The 18,150-nt window shown below is 67.7% G+C and carries 10 protein-coding genes; 3 read left to right on the forward strand and 7 right to left on the reverse strand.

Annotated features, from left to right (window positions below; genetic code table 11):
• Positions 1-67 precede the first annotated feature (67 nt).
• The 3 genes from WI26_RS19620 to WI26_RS19630 form a co-directional block, all read right to left on the reverse strand.
• Positions 68-1,342 carry an APC family permease gene (locus WI26_RS19620; protein ID WP_059915906.1) on the reverse strand — a complete coding sequence of 425 codons (1,275 nt, stop codon included), beginning with the start codon at positions 1,340-1,342 and terminating at the stop codon, positions 68-70.
• A gap of 131 nt (positions 1,343-1,473) precedes the next feature.
• Positions 1,474-5,970 carry a DEAD/DEAH box helicase gene (locus WI26_RS19625; RefSeq protein ID WP_069226887.1) on the reverse strand — a complete coding sequence of 1,499 codons (4,497 nt, stop codon included), beginning with the start codon at positions 5,968-5,970 and terminating at the stop codon, positions 1,474-1,476.
• Positions 5,971-6,248: 278 nt separating this feature from the next.
• Positions 6,249-6,773: a metal-dependent hydrolase gene (locus WI26_RS19630; RefSeq protein ID WP_059466236.1), complete on the reverse strand. Its 525-nt coding sequence runs from the start codon at positions 6,771-6,773 to the stop codon at positions 6,249-6,251.
• A 399-nt stretch (positions 6,774-7,172) separates the two neighbouring features.
• Between WI26_RS19630 and ggt the strand changes: the two genes are divergently transcribed.
• Both ggt and ppk2 read left to right on the forward strand, forming a co-directional pair.
• A complete protein-coding gene (ggt, locus tag WI26_RS19635; RefSeq protein ID WP_069226888.1) occupies positions 7,173-8,894 on the forward strand; it encodes a gamma-glutamyltransferase in 1,722 nt (573 codons plus the stop codon).
• A 249-nt stretch (positions 8,895-9,143) separates the two neighbouring features.
• A complete protein-coding gene (gene ppk2 / locus WI26_RS19640) occupies positions 9,144-10,094 on the forward strand; it encodes a polyphosphate kinase 2 (RefSeq protein WP_059466234.1) in 951 nt (316 codons plus the stop codon).
• 55 nt (positions 10,095-10,149) lie between these two features.
• Here ppk2 and WI26_RS19645 read toward each other — a convergent pair whose 3' ends face one another.
• The 4 genes from WI26_RS19645 to WI26_RS19660 all read right to left on the reverse strand — a co-directional run bounded on the left by WI26_RS19645 (position 10,150) and on the right by WI26_RS19660 (position 15,687).
• Complete coding sequence (locus tag WI26_RS19645) at positions 10,150-10,437, reverse strand: H-NS family nucleoid-associated regulatory protein (protein WP_059539483.1); 288 nt, start codon at positions 10,435-10,437, stop codon at positions 10,150-10,152.
• A 208-nt stretch (positions 10,438-10,645) separates the two neighbouring features.
• Positions 10,646-11,251 (reverse strand): IMPACT family protein, encoded by a 606-nt coding sequence (locus WI26_RS19650; protein ID WP_419468946.1) that lies wholly within the window; start codon positions 11,249-11,251, stop codon positions 10,646-10,648.
• Between the two features lie 476 nt (positions 11,252-11,727).
• Entirely contained in the window at positions 11,728-13,929 is a 2,202-nt protein-coding gene (locus WI26_RS19655) for a glycoside hydrolase family 3 C-terminal domain-containing protein (RefSeq protein WP_069227793.1), read from the reverse strand.
• 498 nt (positions 13,930-14,427) lie between these two features.
• Complete coding sequence (locus WI26_RS19660; RefSeq protein WP_069226889.1) at positions 14,428-15,687, reverse strand: oligosaccharide flippase family protein; 1,260 nt, start codon at positions 15,685-15,687, stop codon at positions 14,428-14,430.
• A gap of 574 nt (positions 15,688-16,261) precedes the next feature.
• Between WI26_RS19660 and WI26_RS19665 the strand changes: the two genes are divergently transcribed.
• Positions 16,262-18,118: a serine aminopeptidase domain-containing protein gene (locus tag WI26_RS19665; protein WP_069227794.1), complete on the forward strand. Its 1,857-nt coding sequence runs from the start codon at positions 16,262-16,264 to the stop codon at positions 18,116-18,118.
• The last annotated feature ends 32 nt before the right edge of the window (positions 18,119-18,150 follow it).

An 18,150-nucleotide genomic window follows, 5' to 3' on the forward strand; every position in this document is an offset into this window, starting at 1 on the left:
TGCACGGCAGGCCGGCGCATCGCGGCGAACGGCTCACGAGCGTCCGCGCACGGGCAGCGGCGCGCGATCACGTGCGCTGCCCGGCTATCCGCAGATACAGCAGCGCACCGCCCGCGAGCAGCAGCGGGCACAGGAAATACCAACCGGTCGTCAGGAAAAGCCCGGCGACGGCAACCAGCGAAATCCACGCGCAGCGATACGCGATGCCGCCGCGCGGCAGCAGTTTCAGCGCGGCGGCCGCGCCGAGCCCGTACACCATCACGAAGCATCCGGACGTGACGAGCACGAGCGGCTTCGGCCCGACGTCCGAGAGCGTCGTCGCGGCCAGCGCGACGGCCGCCAGTATCGCGATCGCGCCGAGACTGCGGCGGGGCACCCCGCCTACCTGACTACCCTGCGCGAGCCACGCAGGCAGTGCGCCGTCGCGCCCGAGCGCCGCGCCGAGCTTGGCCGCGCCCGCGAAATACGCATTCATCGTGCCGAGCGTGAGCAGCAATGCAGCCGCGGCAGCCAGGACCTGCGCATGACCACCGATGCCGCCCGCGATCAGTTCCGCGAGCGGCGCGCCGGACGCGCCGGCCGACGGCCCGAGCACCGTCACGCTCGCGGCCGCGACCGACAGATACAGGAAGCCGACGACCACGACTGCGATACCGGCCGAGCGCGGCATGTCGTGCGCGGGCCGGCGGAATTCTGCCGCGAGGTGCGTGATCGCTTCCCAGCCCGCGAAGCTCCACACGAGCAGTGCGGCGGCTTGGCCGACCGCGAGCCACCCGTGCGGCGCAAACGGATGCAGGTTGGCCGTGCGTGCATGTGGTGCGGATGCGAGCACGGCGGCCAGCAGCAGCGCGACGAGCAACGCCGACAGCACGAGCTGCATGCGCCCCGACACCGTGACGCCGAACGCATTCGCGGCCGACACCGTCGCGATCAGCGCGGCAGCCGTGACGATGACGGTCGCGTGCCCGCCGCCCGTGACGGCCGCGACATACGCGCCACCGAACATCGCGGCGGCCGGCGCACCGGCCGGCACCGCGAAATAGAAACACCAGCCGACGATCGCCGCGGCCTTCGGCCCGAATGCGCGTCGCGCATAGGTCGATACGCCGCCTGCGTCCGGATAGCGTGCGCCGAGTGCGGCGAAGGTGGCCGCAAGCGGCCCCGACAGCACGACGAGCGCGGCCCACGCAAGCAGCGACGCAGGGCCCGCGACCTCGGCGGCGAGCGCCGGCAACGCAATGACGCCGGTGCCGAGCACCGCGCCGATATACAACGCGGCACCCTGGAAAATCGTCAGTGAGCCACCGTGATGAGCAGCGGGCGAATCGGCATGCGAGGACATGAAGGGCAGTCTCCGAAAGGCTTGTTCTGGGCGCGGTCGGCCGCGCTGTGAATCGCTCGATGCTACCCGAACGGGCGCGGCGATGCGACGCGGCGTTCAGTAGTCCGCGACGTGCGGCGTGTCAGCCGACGTCAGTAGCGGCGTGCGAGCCGCAGCCGCGCATCCTCGCGTGCGGCGGGCGACAGGTCGGGCACGTAGTGGAACGTGCCGGACACGAGCGACGCAACCGGCACGCCGTCGCGGAACAGCACGCGATTGCCGGCCAGCGCCGGCACCTTGTCGCCGGGCAACAACGTGCCGGCAAGGTTCAGCGGATCGGCGCCCGTCACGCACACGAACTGGCCGTCGCCCGGTTGGCGACGCAGTTCGCGCAGGATCGGGATCGCTTCCGGCAGCGCGAATTGCTCGCCCGCGAGCCCCGCGACGAAGCGTCCGCCGCGAATCTCGCCGCGCGCTTCGAGACGTTGCAGCACGCGCACGAGTTCACGCCAGCTGGGCAGCCAGTCGGCCTCGCGTTCGAGCAGCCGCCAGAACACCACGCCATAGCGGCGCAGCAACGTCCAGGCGATATGTTCGAGTGCGTCGGGGTCTGTCGCGGCTGCGCCGCGCTTCAGTACGGGCGCTTCGTCCGGTACCGAAGCGCGTTGCACGAGCGCCCAGCGGCCGGCGTCGTCCATTCCGCCGATCAGCGCGCCGCCGCGCCGCGTGCGCGGCGCATACGTCGCGCCGCGCTTGACCGCGGGCTTCAACAGTGCGCGCAGTCCGGCGAAGCTGTCCGCATTCACGAGGCCGGCCGACACGAGTTCACCGAGCGCCTGTTCGAGCTCGACGGGCAGCATGTGCAGTTCGTCGAGCAGTGCGTCGAAGAACATCGCACCATGCGCGGCGAGCGCGTCACGCACCTGCGTTGCACGCGCGGACAGCGCCGGTTGCGCGTCCGGGTCGCGCAGCGCCTGCCATGCACCGAGGTGGCGGCGCGGCAGCAGCACGACCGGCGTCGTTTTCACGGGGGTGCCGGCCGCGCGGGCCGGGGCGCCGATTCGGGTCCACACGAGCTTGCCCGAGCGGCACAGCTCGTCGAGACCGCCTGCCGTGTAGTCGGTCAGGCGCGCGGGCAGCAGCGCGTCTTCCCATGCGCTCGCTGCGGCTTCATAGCCTTCGAGCTGCTCGACGACGGCAGCGAGCGCGTCGCGGCCCGTGCCGCGCGTGTCGGGTGTCAGGTGCTGCCAGTGGAACAGGAAGCGCATGAAATCGGCGCGCTCGACCGGTTCGATCTCGCGGCGCAACCGCTTGACTGTGTAGCGATGAATGCGCGCGAGCAGATGGCGTTCGCACCATTCGTCGGCCGTTGCGCCCGGCGTGAAGCGGCCGCGCATCACGTAGCCCTCGCGCTCCAGTGCCGCGAGCGCGGTCACGATTGCCGCGACCGGCAGGCCGAGCGGCTGCGCGATCGCGTCGAGCGTCGACGGCCCGAAGCCGGTAAGCCGCGCGCGGATCACGTCGACGAGCGCGGCGTCGGCTTCCCATGGCTGCGCGCAGGCGGCGGGCACCTTCAGCGCGGGTGCGACGCGTGCGTCGGGGTGCAGCGCGCGCATGCAGACCAGCCGTTCGACCGGCACCCACAGCGCGGCGCCGTCCGGCGTGACGAGTTTCGTCGCGCGGCGGCGTTCGGCCAGTTCCGCGAGCCGCTCGGGCCAGCCTTCGTGCGCATGCGCTTCGTTGTCGGCGACGCAGGCGAGCGTGAGCAGTGCATCGTGCATTTCGTCGGCGTCGCGCACGAGCGGCCATGCTTCGTCGCGCACCGCGTCGATCGCGTCGGCGTCGAGCGCACCGAGATCATCGGCCGATTCGGGATCGCTCCAGCGGCGCGATTGCACGGCCTGCGTGCGGCGCTCCTCGAGCGGCGCGTCGTCGAGGAACGCGTAGGGTTTCGCGTTCAGGATCTCGGCCGCGAGCGGCGACGGCGCGGGCAAGTCGCGCGCGATCAGCTCTATCGCGCCGCTTTCGATCCGGCGCAGCAGCGCGAGCCAGCCTTCGGTATCCATCGCATCGTGCAGGCAATCGTCGAGGGTCTGGTCGACGAGCGGATGATGCGGGATCTCGCGTTCGCCGACGATGTTCTCGAGGCACGCGACCTGATCGGGGAACACGGTCGCGAGCAGGTCCTCGCTCTTCATCCGCTGCAGCTGCGGCGCGGTGCGCCGGCCGCCGGTGAAGCGCGGCAGCGCGAGTGCGGTCGTCGCGTTCCAGCGCCAGCGCACGCCGAACATCGGCGCGTCGAGCAGTGCCTGAACCAGCACGTGCTCGGCGCTGGCCGAGCGGAGGTAGCGCCACACTTCGTCGAGCGCGAAGCTGTGCGCGAGCGACAGCGACAGAATGATTGCGTCGTCGGTCGCGGCGGCCTGCAGCTCGAAGTTGAAACTGCGGCAGAAGCGCTTGCGCAGCGCGAGCCCCCACGCGCGGTTGATGCGGCTGCCGAACGGCGAATGGATCACCAGCTGCGTGCCGCCCGATTCGTCGAAGAAGCGCTCCATCACGAGCGTGTCCTGCGTTGGCAGCGCGCCGAGCGCCGCGCGCGTGCGCGCGAGGTAGTCGGCGATCTGGCGGGCCGCATCGGGCGACAGATGGAGATCGTCGACGAGCCAGCGCAGCGCCGGCGTGAGGCGGCTTTCGGTCGGGCCGACCGCGGTGCCGACGGCATCGTTGCGCGAATCGGTGGCGGCACGGGTTTGCGCCGCTTGCCCGGCGTTGCCGCGCGCGCCCGTCTTGCCGGCCACGTCGCTGCTCGCACGCTTGCGTCCAGTGGCCTCCGCGTGCCGATCACCTTCGGCGAACAGCCCGTCGAGCCGCGCGCGCAGCCGTCCGACCGCGGCCGACAATTCGTCGCTGCGCCCGGGCGCCTCACCGAGCCAGAACGGAATGCTCGGCGACTGGCCTTGCGCGTCCTCGACGCGCACGCGGCCCGTTTCCACGCGAATGATCCGGTACGACTGGTTGCCGAGCTGGAACACGTCGCCCGCGAGGCTCTCGATCGCGAAATCCTCGTTGACGGTGCCAACCTGGATCCCCTGCGGTTCGAGCAGCACCGCGTAGTCGGCCATGTCGGGAATCGTGCCGCCTGACGTCGTCGCGGTCATCATCGCGTTGCGGCGCCCGCGCACCGTGCTGCCGACCACGTCGCGATGCAGATACGCGCCGCGCACGCCGCGGCGGCTCGTGAAGCCTTCGGCGAGCATTTTCATCACATCGTCGAAGCGTTCGCGCGGCAAGCTCGCGTACGGCGCCGCGTGCGTGAAGCTCGCGTACAGCGCGTCCTCCTGCCATTCCGCGCAGGCGACTTCGGCGACGATCTGCTGCGCGAGCACGTCGAGCGGCGCTTCCGGAATCCGCAATGCGTCGAGCTCGCCGCGTTGCACGCAATCGAGCAGCGCCGCGCATTCGACCAGCTCGTCGCGCGACAGCGGGAACAGGCGGCCCTTCGGCACGCCGCCGACATGATGCCCCGAGCGGCCGACGCGCTGCAGGAACGGCGCGATCCCGCGCGGCGAGCCGACCTGGCATACGAGATCGACGTCGCCGATGTCGATGCCGAGTTCGAGCGATGCGGTCGCGACCAGCAACTTCAGATCGCCGCGCTTGAGCCGCTGTTCGGCTTCGAAGCGATGCTCCTTCGCGAGACTGCCGTGGTGCGCGGCGATCGCGTCCTTGCCGAGACGGTCGGCGAGATGGCGCGCCATGCGCTCGGCGGTGCGCCGCGTGTTCACGAACACCAGCGTCGTGCGATGCGCGGCGGCGAGCGCCGCGATCCGGTCGTAGACCTGTTCCCATACGTCGGTTGCCATCACCGGCTCGAGCGGCACGTTCGGCAGTTCGAGCGCAAGGTCGCGTTCGCGCGTGTGGCCCGTGTCGACGATCGTGCAGTCGCGCGGCGCATCGGCCGGGCCGCCGACCAGGAAGCGCGCGACCGCGTCGATCGGTTTCTGCGTGGCCGACAACCCGATGCGCGGCAGCGCATGACCCGTCAACGCGTCGAGGCGTTCCAGCGACAGTGCGAGGTGGCTGCCGCGCTTGGACGACGCCAGTGCGTGAATCTCGTCGACGATCACCGAACGCACGTTCGACAGCATCTGCCGCCCCGACGTGGACGACAGCAGCACATACAGCGATTCGGGCGTCGTCACGAGGATGTGCGGCGCGCGCTTGCGCAGCGCCGCGCGCTCGGCCTGCGTGGTGTCGCCGGTGCGTACGGCGGTGCGGATCGCCGGCACCGGCAGGCCGAGTTGCGCGAGCGACTCGGCGATGCCGGCAAGCGGCGCGTCGAGGTTCACGTGGATGTCGTTCGACAGCGCCTTCAGCGGCGACACGTAGACGACGAGCGTCGTGTCGGGCAGCGCACCGTCGTGCGCGAGCGCATCGCGCACGAGGTCGTCGAGCGCGCACAGAAACCCGGTGAGCGTCTTGCCGGAGCCGGTCGGCGCGGCGACCAGTGTCGACCGACCGGCCTTGATGTGCGGCCACGCGAGCGCCTGCGCGCCGGTCGGCGCGGAAAAGGTACGGCGGAACCACGCGGCGACGGCCGGGTGGAACACGTCGAGCGCATTGGCAGGGCGGGTGGCTGTGACGTCCATCGGAGCGTTGAATTGGGGAGCGAGCGCGCGGGCGGCGCGCGAATCGTCAGTGTGCCAGACGCCGCGTGTGCGTGCCGGACACCGCAGGCGGGGAGCGCGCGCGTCGGAGATTCAGATGAGGTGCGGTGCCGACATTTCAACGGGCGGGCGCGCGAAACGACACCCGCTCGGTCACGGGTGCCGGATCGCGACAGGATGGGCGTTACGCTCGACGTGGGTCGGCGCGGTTGCGCGGCTCGATCCGACGGTCACACGCAACTGCATTCGACTGTACGCAGCTACACGCGATGGAGCCAGCCGAGCCAGTGTTCGAGGAACGGGGCGCGGGTCCACAGCGACTGCGCGAGCCACAGCGTGCCGCCCCATGCGGCAGCCACGACGATCAGGTCGCAATGTCCGCTGTTCCACAGGTTCAGTGAATGGCGCCGCCAGATCCACGGCACACCGAGCGGATTCGGCCAGTCGGCGAGCAGGTGCATCACGCCGCCGCACGCGAAGCCGAACAGCGGTGCGGCCCACAGTGGATGCGGATGGTGCGTGAGCCCGTGCCATCCGAGCGCGAGCAGCGCGATCCAGCCGATGCCCCAGTGCGTGACGGTGCGGTGCGTGATCCACAAGCGGCGCTTGCGGGTCCACCACGCGACTTCGAGCCAGTCGGGCGCGGTGCCGCCCGCGACGCCGGCCGCGAACGCGGCGAGCAGGCCCGCGTGCCAGGGGCCGGTCGCGCCGGTTTGTGCGACGAGGACGGCGGCGGCGACCCCGGCCGCGAAGCCGGACGCGTGATGCGCATTGTGTGATGCCATAGGAAACGAGACGAAAAAGCGTGAAGCGGCCGCAGACGAGCGTGAATGATCGGGCGCGCAAGCGGGGCGCTATCTTCTCAGATCGGCCCGCGCAACGGGCGGTTCGATCACGGTTTTTTTGCATGGATGGGAGCCGCGCAAGCGGCGCGCGCCGTGATTTTCCGATTGCGCGGTGCGCGTCGCATTCGCGGTGTGCAATTTCGACCGATTCGCCGGCTCGCTTTTTGCTCGCCGTGTCACCGGCCGCACAGGATTCGCAATGGTTCGTAGTGGGCGGCAGGTTTATCGTCCATGCGGTCTTGCTTACTACTAAAACGGTATATGGCCGACCGCCTGCCAGCGGCTATAAGCGGATCGGGGGCTCATTCCAGCCCGCCGGAGATCCATGGGGGACATGCAATGACGACGCTGAATCGTTTCAAATCATCCGTTGCCGTGCTCGCGACGGTGGCCGCCATCGGCTTCCTGCCGGTCGCGCCGGCCTATGCGAAGGGGCCGCAGCCGGCGGTCCTGACGAGTGCGGCGGTCGCCGTGGCCGACAAGTACAGCGCGGACGCTGCGGAGCAGATTTTCAAGGAAGGCGGCAACGCGATCGACGCGGCCGTCGCGATCGCGTTCACGCTTGCCGTCACGTATCCGGAGGCCGGCAACATCGGCGGCGGCGGCTTCATGACGATCTACAAGGACGGCAAGCCGTACTTCCTCGACTACCGCGAGCGCGCGCCGCTTGCCGCGACGAAGGACATGTATCTCGACAAGGACGGCAACGTCGTCAAGGACATGAGCCTGTACGGGCCGCGCGCGGCCGGTGTGCCGGGCACGGTGTCGGGCATGTGGGAAGCGCAGAAGCGCTTCGGCAAGCTGAAGTGGAAGCAGGTGCTCGCGCCGGCGATCCACTATGCGCGCGACGGCTTCGTCGTCGACGAACAGCTTGCGCAGCGTGGCGTCGACGCGTCGAAGGAGTTCGGTGGCAAGACCAACTTCGACAAGTACTTCTCCACGATGAAGGCCGGCACGAACTTCAAGCAGCCCGATCTCGCCGACGTGCTCGCACGGATCGCGAACGACGGCGCGAACGGCTTCTACAAGGGCAGGACGGCCCGGTTGATCGCCGCGTCGATGAAGACCGGCGACGGCAACGGGCTGATCACGACCGAGGATCTCGCGCAATACCGTGCGGTATGGCGCCAGCCGGTGCAGGCGAAGTGGAACGGCTATGACGTGATCACCGCACCGCCGCCGAGCTCGGGCGGCATCGGCCTCGTGCAACTGCTGAAGATGAAGGCGGACCTCAAGCAGGACTTCGAGGGCGTGAAGCTCAACTCGCCGCAATACATCCATCTGGTCGCGGAAATCGAGAAACGCGTGTTTGCCGATCGTGCCCAGTATCTCGGCGACCCCGACTTCTACAAGGTGCCGGTCGCGCAGTTGACCGACGATGCGTATATCGCGAGGCGCGCGGCCGAAGTAAGCCCGACGCAGATCGCCGACACGAAGAGCGTGCAGCCGGGTCTCGGCACGTCTATGCCGGAGAAGGCCGAAACGACGCACTTCTCGGTCGTCGACAAATGGGGCAACGCGGTGTCGAACACGTACACGATCAACGGCTATTTCGGTTCGGGCGTGATCGCCGACGGCACCGGCATCGTGCTGAACGACGAGATGGACGACTTCTCCGCGAAGCCGGGGGTTGCGAACATGTTCGGCGTGGTCGGCAGCGATGCGAATGCGATCGAGCCGAAGAAGCGTCCGCTGTCGTCGATGTCACCGACCATCATGACGAAGGACGGCAAGGTGTCGCTCGTGATCGGCACGCCGGGCGGCTCGCGGATCTTCACGTCGATCTTCCAGGTGATCAACAACATCTACGACTTCGGGATGCCGCTGAAGGAGGCCGTCGGCGCGATGCGTTTTCACCATCAGCTGCTGCCGCCGAACACGATTTTCTGGGAGCCGTACCACCCAATCGAAGGCGAACTCGCGAAGCAGATCGAGGCTCGCGGCTATACGCTCAAGGGGCAGGACTTCAGCGGCGATATCCAGGTGATCAAGATCGATGGCAAGACGCCGGAGGCGATGGCCGATCCGCGCGGACGCGGGGTCACGCGGATCATCCAGTGACGGAAGGGGCGGATGCGCGACCGCCGCGGCGGTCGTGCCGTTGCGTGTCGCCCGACGCTCGGCTCCGGTCGTCCGCCGCATCGCTCTCGAGGAAGCGGTCCACCGAGATCAGCGCCTGTGCGTCGGCTGGCGAGCGTGCTGCCCGGATTCCGCTTCTGAGGGGCGGATCGGCCCCTTTTTCATCAATTTGACGCGAGACGCTGGGATAATGGCGGAGTTTGGTTGCGTCAATTGAAGGAAGGAGGCCCCATGGGCGATAACGATTCCCGCACCGAGACCGACAACGTCGCCGATACGGCATCGCTCGAATCGCGCCAGCGCCGTTTCGAGGAAGACCTCGTCGACGCGTACGACGAAGAACTCGAAATGGAGCTCGACGACCGCCGCTTCGACAACGACGAGGATCTGCTGTTCTCGCCGGAGCGCCGCGAAGCGCGCAAGCAGTATTTCCGTGAGCTGTTCCGGCTGCAGGGCGAGCTCGTGAAGCTGCAGGACTGGGTCGTGAACACGGGGCATCGGCTGGTCGTGATTTTCGAGGGGCGCGACGCGGCAGGCAAGGGCGGCGCGATCAAGCGCATCACGCAGCGCCTGAACCCGCGCGTGTGCCGCGTGGCCGCGCTGCCGGCACCGAGCAACCGCGAACGCACGCAATGGTACTTCCAGCGCTATGTCGCGCATCTGCCGGCCGGCGGCGAAATCGTGCTGTTCGATCGCAGCTGGTACAACCGCGCGGGTGTCGAGCGCGTGATGAATTTCTGCACCGACGACGAATACGAGGAATTTTTCCGCTCGGTGCCCGAGTTCGAGAAAATGCTCGTGCGAAGCGGGATCCAGATCGTCAAGTACTGGTTCTCGATCACCGACCACGAGCAGGAACTGCGCTTCCAGAGCCGGATCGAGGATCCGCTGAAGCAGTGGAAGCTGAGCCCGATGGACCTCGAGAGCCGCCGCCGCTGGGAAGCGTATACGGTCGCGAAGGAGGAAATGATGCAGCGCACGCATATTCCCGAGGCGCCGTGGTGGGTCGTGCAGGCGGTCGACAAGAAGCGCGCGCGCCTGAACTGCATCCACCATCTGCTGACCCAGGTGCCGTACCACGAGGTGCCGCGGCCGACGATCGACTTGCCGCAGCGCGAGCATCACGAGGACTACATTCGCCGTCCGACGCCGGACAGCATGATCGTCCCTGAAATCTATTGAGCGGTTCGGAGCGGCTCGGTCGACCACGGAGGCGCACCGTGCAACGCGGCGCGCGTCATTCCCGGATCAGGAACGCGGCGCGGTCGCGGCCGGCGATCCAGACAGGCGCGCGACCGCGCCCGCTCCAGGTGGCGCCCGTCGCCGGGTCGCGATATTTCGCGCCGACCGTGAACAGCTTCGCGCGATCGCTGTAACCCTGCCCGAAGACTTCTCGCGCGGTCAGCGCATAGCTCGTCACGAGCTGGCGCACCTGCACCAGTGCGGCCTGGCGTTCGCCGCGGCGCGCCGCCCGGATGCGTCGATCGAGTTGCGCGAGCTCCGCTTGCAGTTTCTGCAGTTGCATGCGTCCGATTTCCCCGTAGCTGAATTGTGATTGTTGGCGACGCGCGATGTGCCGTGTGTCTGCACGCCCGGCCAGACGTATGCAGAACGCATCGCGAAGAACACAGGGGAGATTAAGTTCAGACGCGCGGGTTTTCCATCGGACACATCTGAATTTTCGCGGGAATATGTATGAAACCGTGCTGGCGATACTGGGCAGGTTGCCCGTTTCATAGATCGGGGAAGCCCGAGCGCCCCTGCGTCAAATCGAACAACTCGGTCTTTGCCGCCGCCTCGGCCGTTTCCGGCAGCTTGATCACGAGCCTCACCGTCATCCCGTACGTACTGTCCACCAGCTCGTAACCCGCCTGCTCGATCCAGCGACGCACGCGTGCCTCGTCCGGGTAGCCGATTTCGATCGCAAATCGCGTGTGGCGAATGCGTTCGACGCGCTCGGCATCGAGCAGCGCCGAAGCGATCGCATCCGTATAGGCGCGGACCAGGCCGCCCGCGCCGAGCTTCACGCCGCCGTAGTAGCGGACGACCGCGCCGAGCACGCCGTCGAGATCGTGATGACGCAGCACTTCGAGAATAGGCCGGCCGGCCGTGCCCGACGGCTCGCCGTCGTCGGACATGCCGGACTGGCCGCCGGCAAGCAGTGCCCAGCACACGTGGGTGGCCGTCGGGTGCTCGTCGCGAAGGCGCTGCAACGCCTGCATTGCGGCGTCGCGGTCCTCGACGGGGATCGCGAACGCGATGAAGCGGCTCTTGCGGATTTCGAGTTCGGTCGTGCGGGAGGCGGATAAGGTGTAAGTCACGTTGATCGTTGTCGGCATGCACAGGGCATGCAATGGCTTGCCCGCATTGCGGGCGCTTTCTGTTGCGGCTGGCCGATGACCGGGACGGCCACGCGGCGGCGTGAGACGAAGGATACCGCGAGCGGCCGCGACGGCGGTGAAACCTCTCGCGACGCGCGCCGAAATGGGAGCGGCATTCGGCATTGTGAGTTGGATCGACGGCGATTCCGAGTTCTCCGTTCAGCGCACGCCGGTGACCAGCGTTCATCGCATCCCGACCGCGCCCTGATACGCCGCGATCCGCTCACGCGCCGGTTCGAGGAGCACGGTGCCATCGGCCGACAGGCATATCTGGCGCGGCGTCGGCTCCGCCAGGCGCGGTCGAGCACATCTTCGAGCCGCTCGATCATCAGGCTTACGGCGGACTGCGTCGCCCGCATACAGCTGTCGAGATCGGCAAGCGGAAGCGGAAGCGCCGCACCTCAAGCGCGCGGCGCTTCGGTCATTTCCGCGGCTCAACTTCCCTGCAGCCGGATATCGCGCGACGACGCACCCACATACACAGTCCCGCCCGGCACGACCTTCCAGCCGTTGCGCGACGTGTCCCACACGCTCTGCATCCGCGGCGACACGGTCACGCGTACATGCCGTGCCTCACCCGGATTCAGCCGGATTTTTTCCCAGCCGACCAGCCGCTTCGGCGGTTCGTCCTTGTACGGCACGCCGAGATAAACCTGCGGCGTTTCCGCGCCGGCGACGCGGCCGTCATTGCGCACGGTAAATGCAACGCTCAGCGAGCCGTCCCGTTGCCGCGACACCGACAGGCCCGAATACGCGAAGTGCGTGTACGACAGCCCGTAGCCGAATTCAAACATCGGCTTGATGTTGCGCGCGTCGTACCAGCGATAGCCCATGTTCAGCTTCTCCGCGTAGACCGGGTCGTTCTCGAACGCACCGTTTTGCCCCCACGCCGGTGAATCCTGGTCGCGCGCCGGGAACGTGACGGGCAGTTTGCCGGACGGATTGACCGCGCCGAACAGCACGTTCGCGATGGCCTTGCCGCCGGCCTCGCCCGGATACCACGCCTCGACGATCGCCGACACGTTGTCCTTCCACGGCATCAGCACCGGATTGCCGCTCTGGACGACGACGATCGTGTGCGGATTCGCACGTGCGACCGCTTCGACGAGTGCGTCCTGGTTCGACGGATTCGCGAGGCTCAGGCTTTGCAGATCACCGAAGTCCTCACCGGCCGGCTGCGCGACCACGACGATCGCGACGTCCGAGCGGCCCGCGAGCGCCGCGGCCTGGTCGATTTCCTGTTGCGTGTACGCGCGGAACGGCGACTGCTGGTCGCTGTTGCCCGCGAATGTGACCTGCGCTGCCGGCGCGAGCGCGCGGATCGCCGCGACGATCGGCACGTCGACCTTGAGCCACGGATTGCGCCACCAGCTGCAACCTGTCGACGACCCGAAGGTCAGCCCGCCGCAGCCTGCGAACGAACCGGTGACAGGATCGCGCGTGTTGCCCGAGCCGCCGCCAGACAGCACGGCCGCATCGGCGTGGCCGCCAATCACGGCGATGCGCGACAACGCCGCCGCCGCCAGCGGCAGCTGGTTGCCGTCGTTCTTCAGCAGTACGATCGACTGCTCGGCGACCCCCTGTGCGAACCGGTTCGCCGCCGCGAAATCGATCGTGCCGCCGCCCTTGGCTGGATCGTCCATCACGCCAACGCGAAGCATCACGGCCAGCTTGCGTCGCACCATGTCGTCGAGGCGCGCGGTCGACACGGAGCCGTTCGCGATTGCCTGCTTGACGGCGGCTGGCGTGAGGTAGACGGTCGGCCCAACGTCCTCTTCCTCGTCGAGCCCGGCATTGATCGCCGCAGCGGTGCTGTGCGCCGCCCCCCAGTCGGACTGCACCTGGCCCTGGAAGCCCCATTCATTCTTCAGCACGTCGTTCAGCAGATGAGTGTTCTCGCATGCATACGTACCGTTCAGGCGGTTGTAGCTGCACATCACGCTGCCTGGCTGCCCGCGTTTCGCGGCAATCTCGAACGGCAGCAGGTAGAGTTCGCGCAGTGTGCGCTCGTCGATCTGCGTGTTGCCGCCCATCCGGCCATGTTCCTGCTCGTTGCCGGCATAGTGCTTGATGGTCGCGATGACCTTCTGCCGCTGCGTGGCGAGCGTGCGCTCCGCGAGCAGGTCGCCGGCGAGCAGCGGATCCTCGCCGAGATACTCGAACAGCCGGCCGCCGCGCGGCTCGCGCGCGAGGTTGGTTCCGCCGCCGAGGCCCATGCCGAATCCTTGCGCACGCAACTGGATCGCGACCTGCTTGCCATAGTCGTACGACAGGCGGCGATCCCAGCTCGCGGCAACGGCAATCGTCGCGGGGAAGGTCGTGCTCGCGAGCGACGTGCTGCCGGAGCCGGTCGCGGAGTCGACCATGTTGAGATCGGGAATGCCGAGTCGCGGCACACCCTGGATGTAGCCGGCGCCGCCGTTCGGCACTTTAGACATTTCGTATTGCGAATGAATGAACTGCAATTTCTCGTCGAGCGTCATCTTCCGCACGAGGAGGTCGGCGCGCCGTTGTGCGGCCGACGATGCAAACGTGTCGGTGGCGTCGCCCTGCGAATTGAAATCGGCGTTGCCTGCGTAGGCGGTGGTGCAGAGGGCCGCTGCCAGCACGGCGGCCGGCCAGAGTGTGTCCCGCATGTTGCTCTCCATGATCGTATTGCCGGTTGTTCGGATGATGTCTGGAGCTGCGCACGCCCGGTGGATTCGCACCGGACGCATTCGGCTGGCGATGCAGGGTGGTTGCGCGTCGGCATGCCAGGCCAGGCGGGGAATCGTTACGGCCGGTTGGGCCCGATCGAACAACGCGGACGGCGACGCGGACCGTCCGATGCTGCCGAATCGGATGTAGCGATTCTCTGCAGCGACCAATCGTACGAATGTAGTTTGACTACAGCATCGGTGTTTCTACCGATACGTACGATCTTTTTTCGATGCGATTGCGTGGCGCGGAAAAAAGACGGTAAGCGGTTCTGATTGTGCGTGTGCAGCAGGGTAAGAAGTACCTGTGCACGAGCGTTCGGAGGGGATGACCGCGCAGATGTGCGGGCTCGCTCGATGCGGCTCGTTGCGCGCGCATCGAACGCGATGCCATCGAATTCCGGCTGCCTCCAGGGGGATCGGAGCGCGTGAACCCGCCTAGCCGCGCCGCGCGACGGGACTGCCAGGCAGCGGAATCCCGGCGCGATAGACGACGGTTGCGAGCGCGGCGGCGACGGCGGCCTCGGCCGTCAGCACGGCGGCCGCAGCGCCCAGTTCGGCGAAGTACTTCGCGAGCACGGGTACGAGCACGATGTTCAGAATGCCCGATGACATCAGCACTCGCGTGAATTCGGACTTCATCCCGAGCGGCAGCATCGTCTGCACACCGAATAGATCGGTCATCCCCGCCATGAATGGAATGAAGGCCATCCACCGCAGAACCTGGACCGTCGGTTCGTATGAGGGACCGTACAGGATGCGCACGGCGAGCGGCGCGCCGAAGAAGATCGCGAGCGAGATGCCGAGCACCATCGCGACCTGCACGACGAACAGCTTGCGGAGAAAGGAGAACGCGTCGTTTCGCGCATGCCGCATCAGATAGCTGATGCGCGGATAGGTGGCGGCCTTCAGCGGCTGGAGCATGCTGAGCGCCGCGCGGATCAGCTTGTCGCCGGCGGCGAAATAGCCGGCTGCGACGTTGCCCGATACGAAGCCGAGCAGCACGGTGTTGGTCGACGCATAGAACGCGATGGACGTCGATGCGAGGAACACCTGCCAGCCGCCTTTCAGCGATTCGGCGATGTCGGTGAAACCGACGCGAACGAAGTCGATTTCGCGCTGGGCATACAGATAGACCGCCAGCACGAGCGCGGACAGCGTCGGGACGGCGGCGTTGACGATCATCGCGCGGTCGATGTCTGCCGGGCCATGCACGAGCGCGAACATCGCCGGCAGGCTCAGGATGCGGCCGACGAACAGGATCACGCTCAGCGCGCGCAACTTCTCCATGCCCTGGAAATACCAGCCCGGCGTGAATGCCACGCCGGCCACCATCCCGAAGCCGATCAGCAGCAGGTCGCGGTCTTCGCCGAAGCGGCCGACCAGCACGATCAGGCCGATCAGCACGATGAAACAGATCATCGCGATGCCGATCTGCGCATACAGCGTCGCCCAGAAGATGCGCGAGCGTTCGGCGCGATCGTCGCGGGCGAGCGCGATGCGCGGCGTGGCGGTCAGGTCGAAGCTGTAGCTCGTGCAGTTGGTGAGGTATGCGATGACCGCGAGCGAGAACGCGAGCTGCCCGTAGCCCTCCGGGCCCAGCGCATGCGTGAGCAACGGTGCGATCAGCAGCGGCACCGCATACATCGAAATCTGCAGCATCAGCAGCAGCAGGAAGTTCTTCTTGAGGTTTGACATTCGCTTGGTCGGCGCCGTGGGTGTCGCTGGGCGGCGGCGTGCGTGCCGCCGTGCGCTCGCGCGGCCGGTCGGCGCTGACCCGGCTGCATGGGTTCGCGGCCCGTTCCGGCAGGCACCGGTCTCGTCCGGCGATGCCGGACACGGCCACATCGTATGACGGTCATGATACGGGCCGAGCGTGACGACAGTGTTCGCGAGCCTACCTTTCGCGGATTCGGTACACATCTGCGGCACGAATCGCGACAGCAAGCGCCGCGTTGTATCGCTGCAGTGATGAATGCATTTGTAAGCTGGCGCACCGAAGAACGCTCGGGCCGAGTGCTCTAATCGGACGACTGTTTTGGTTCGCGGCGGAAAGGTCTGGTGACGACCCCGACCGGCACCCGTCCTCGGCAGCGGGCCAGGACGACGCATGTCGAAGGGCGAACGAGTCGCGCAGGGGCGCGGCGGATGTCTGTTGTCCGAAGGATGTGCGCCGTAGCGCAGTCACACGATCGTGGAATGGCCGATTCCGGTGGAGCTGCCGGAACGCGTGTCCGCATCCGATAACAAATACCGATCCGAGGAGTACCGATTGAAGCCGATAACGTTCGGCAGCTGCGTGGGATGGCTGCACGAAGGACAGACGACGCAAGGCGTGATTCTGTGCGAATCACTGGGTCACGAGGCTTCGTGGACGCACAAGCTCATGCGGGCGATCGCTGAGCGGCTGGCCCGCGAGGGTGTCACGGTATTGCGATTCAGCTATCCGTGCACCGGCGACTCGGCGGGCGACGACCGCGACGTCGGTCGGCATGCCGCGAGCATTGCCAGCATTCACGATGCGATCGACCTGTTGCGCGATCAGGCCGGCGTGACCGCGCTGACGCTCGTCGGGATCCGCGCGGGCGCGCTGTTCGCGATGCTGGCCGCCGCCGGCATCGGCCCGCGCCCGGCGCCGCGCGTGGACGCGCTGGTTGCGCTGGCGCCGGTCGTGCGCGGCCGCGCCTACCTGCGCGAGCTGTCGTTCGTGCATCGCCAGTGGCTCGATACCACGTCGCCCGCAATCCGCATTGCGCATCGCGACGAACCGTGCATGAACGTGCTCGGGCACCGCTTCCCTGTCGATTTCGTCGAAGCGCTGAAGGCGGTCGATCTGTGCGGCGTCGTGCGTGATGCGCCGACGTTGCCCGGCGCGATGCTGCTGATCCAGCCCGATCAGGGTGACGGGCCGGCATTGCGCGAAGCGCTGCTCGAGCGCGGCGTGGACGTGGAGAGCGATCCGTTTCTCGAATGGCCGACGACGATGCTGGACGGCACCCGCTCGCGTTTGCCGCTCGCCGCGATCGACACGCTCGCGAACTGGATCACCAAACGCGCGCGGGGTATGCCGACTGGCGTCGAGGCCTCGTCGCGAGCAGATCCGACGTGGAATGGCGAATCGGCCGTCGCGCTCGACTTGCACGACATGACCGAGCAGGTCGTCGCGGTTGGTCCGGACCGGCTGGTCGGCGTGCTGTGCCGTCCCGCCGACGCGCGCCCGGCGAATCCGGCAGGTCCGGCGGTCGTGATCGCGAACACGTCGACGAATCCGCGCAGCGGCGAGGGGCGCTTCAGCGTGCGCCTCGCGCGCACGCTGGCACGCGCCGGCGTGACGACGCTGAGAATCGACGTGCATGGCGTCGGCGATAGCGGGTCCGCTGCGCTGGACGACCAGTCGGGTGTCGTGTATTCGGCGCAGTCGAGCGACGACGTGGCCGCTGCCGCGGACTGGCTGCGCGCGCTCGGTTACCCGGAGGTCGCCGCGGCCGGCATTTGTTCAGGTGCGTATGCGGCGTTGCATGCAGCCGTGAAGACGCCGTCGCTCGGCGGCGTGATCGCGATCAATCTCGCTCGCTTCGTGTGGCCGGCCGGGCTCTCGCTCGAGGCGGTGCAGAAGCAGCGGAACAACTCGGTGCGCGGCTACTGGCTGTCGGTGCGCGACTGGCAGAAGTGGAAGCGTCTCGTGCGGGAACGGCGCGACCTGCGGCCGATCGTGCGGGCAGTCGCCGCGAATGCGATCGCGCGGGTCAGCGTGCCGGCGAAGGAACTTGCCGCGCGCGTCGGCTGGAAGCCGGGCATCGACACGCCACGCGGCGTAATGCGCGAGCTCGCGCAGCGCGATGTATGGACGACGCTGGTTTACGGCGCGCTCGATCCCGGCATCGACGATGTCCGGCGTCACTTCGGCGCAATCGAATGCGCGTTCCGGCGCTCGCGTCACGTGCGTCTGCATCTCGAGCCGCAGGTCGACCATGCGGTGTACGGCGCGGTGGGCACGGACATCGTGATCGATCTGTGCATGCAGGCGCTGGGCCGCGACTCGGCCCGGCCGGCCGCGCGCGTCGCCGATCCGGCCGCACCCGAAGCGACGTCGCGATCGTATGCGAGCGTGTCGGTCGGGCGGTCGTGATGCGCGGCGCGTCGGGGTGCGGTCCCCGTTAC

Source organism: Burkholderia diffusa, from assembly GCF_001718315.1.
Classification (GTDB): domain Bacteria; phylum Pseudomonadota; class Gammaproteobacteria; order Burkholderiales; family Burkholderiaceae; genus Burkholderia; species Burkholderia diffusa_B.

Bases quoted from the DNA above. Each gene is read 5' to 3' on its own strand.
- WI26_RS19625 (WP_069226887.1), bottom strand. From the start codon at position 5,970: ATGGACGTCACAGCCACCCGCCCTGCCAATGCGCTCGACGTGTTCCAC.
- WI26_RS19660 (WP_069226889.1), bottom strand. From the start codon at position 15,687: ATGTCAAACCTCAAGAAGAACTTCCTGCTGCTGCTGATGCTGCAGATT.
- WI26_RS19645 (WP_059539483.1), bottom strand. From the start codon at position 10,437: ATGCAACTGCAGAAACTGCAAGCGGAGCTCGCGCAACTCGATCGACGC.
- WI26_RS19650 (WP_419468946.1), bottom strand. From the start codon at position 11,251: ATGCCGACAACGATCAACGTGACTTACACCTTATCCGCCTCCCGCACG.
- ppk2 (WP_059466234.1), top strand. From the start codon at position 9,144: ATGGGCGATAACGATTCCCGCACCGAGACCGACAACGTCGCCGATACG.
- WI26_RS19620 (WP_059915906.1), bottom strand. From the start codon at position 1,342: ATGTCCTCGCATGCCGATTCGCCCGCTGCTCATCACGGTGGCTCACTG.
- WI26_RS19655 (WP_069227793.1), bottom strand. From the start codon at position 13,929: ATGCGGGACACACTCTGGCCGGCCGCCGTGCTGGCAGCGGCCCTCTGC.
- ggt (WP_069226888.1), top strand. From the start codon at position 7,173: ATGACGACGCTGAATCGTTTCAAATCATCCGTTGCCGTGCTCGCGACG.
- WI26_RS19630 (WP_059466236.1), bottom strand. From the start codon at position 6,773: ATGGCATCACACAATGCGCATCACGCGTCCGGCTTCGCGGCCGGGGTC.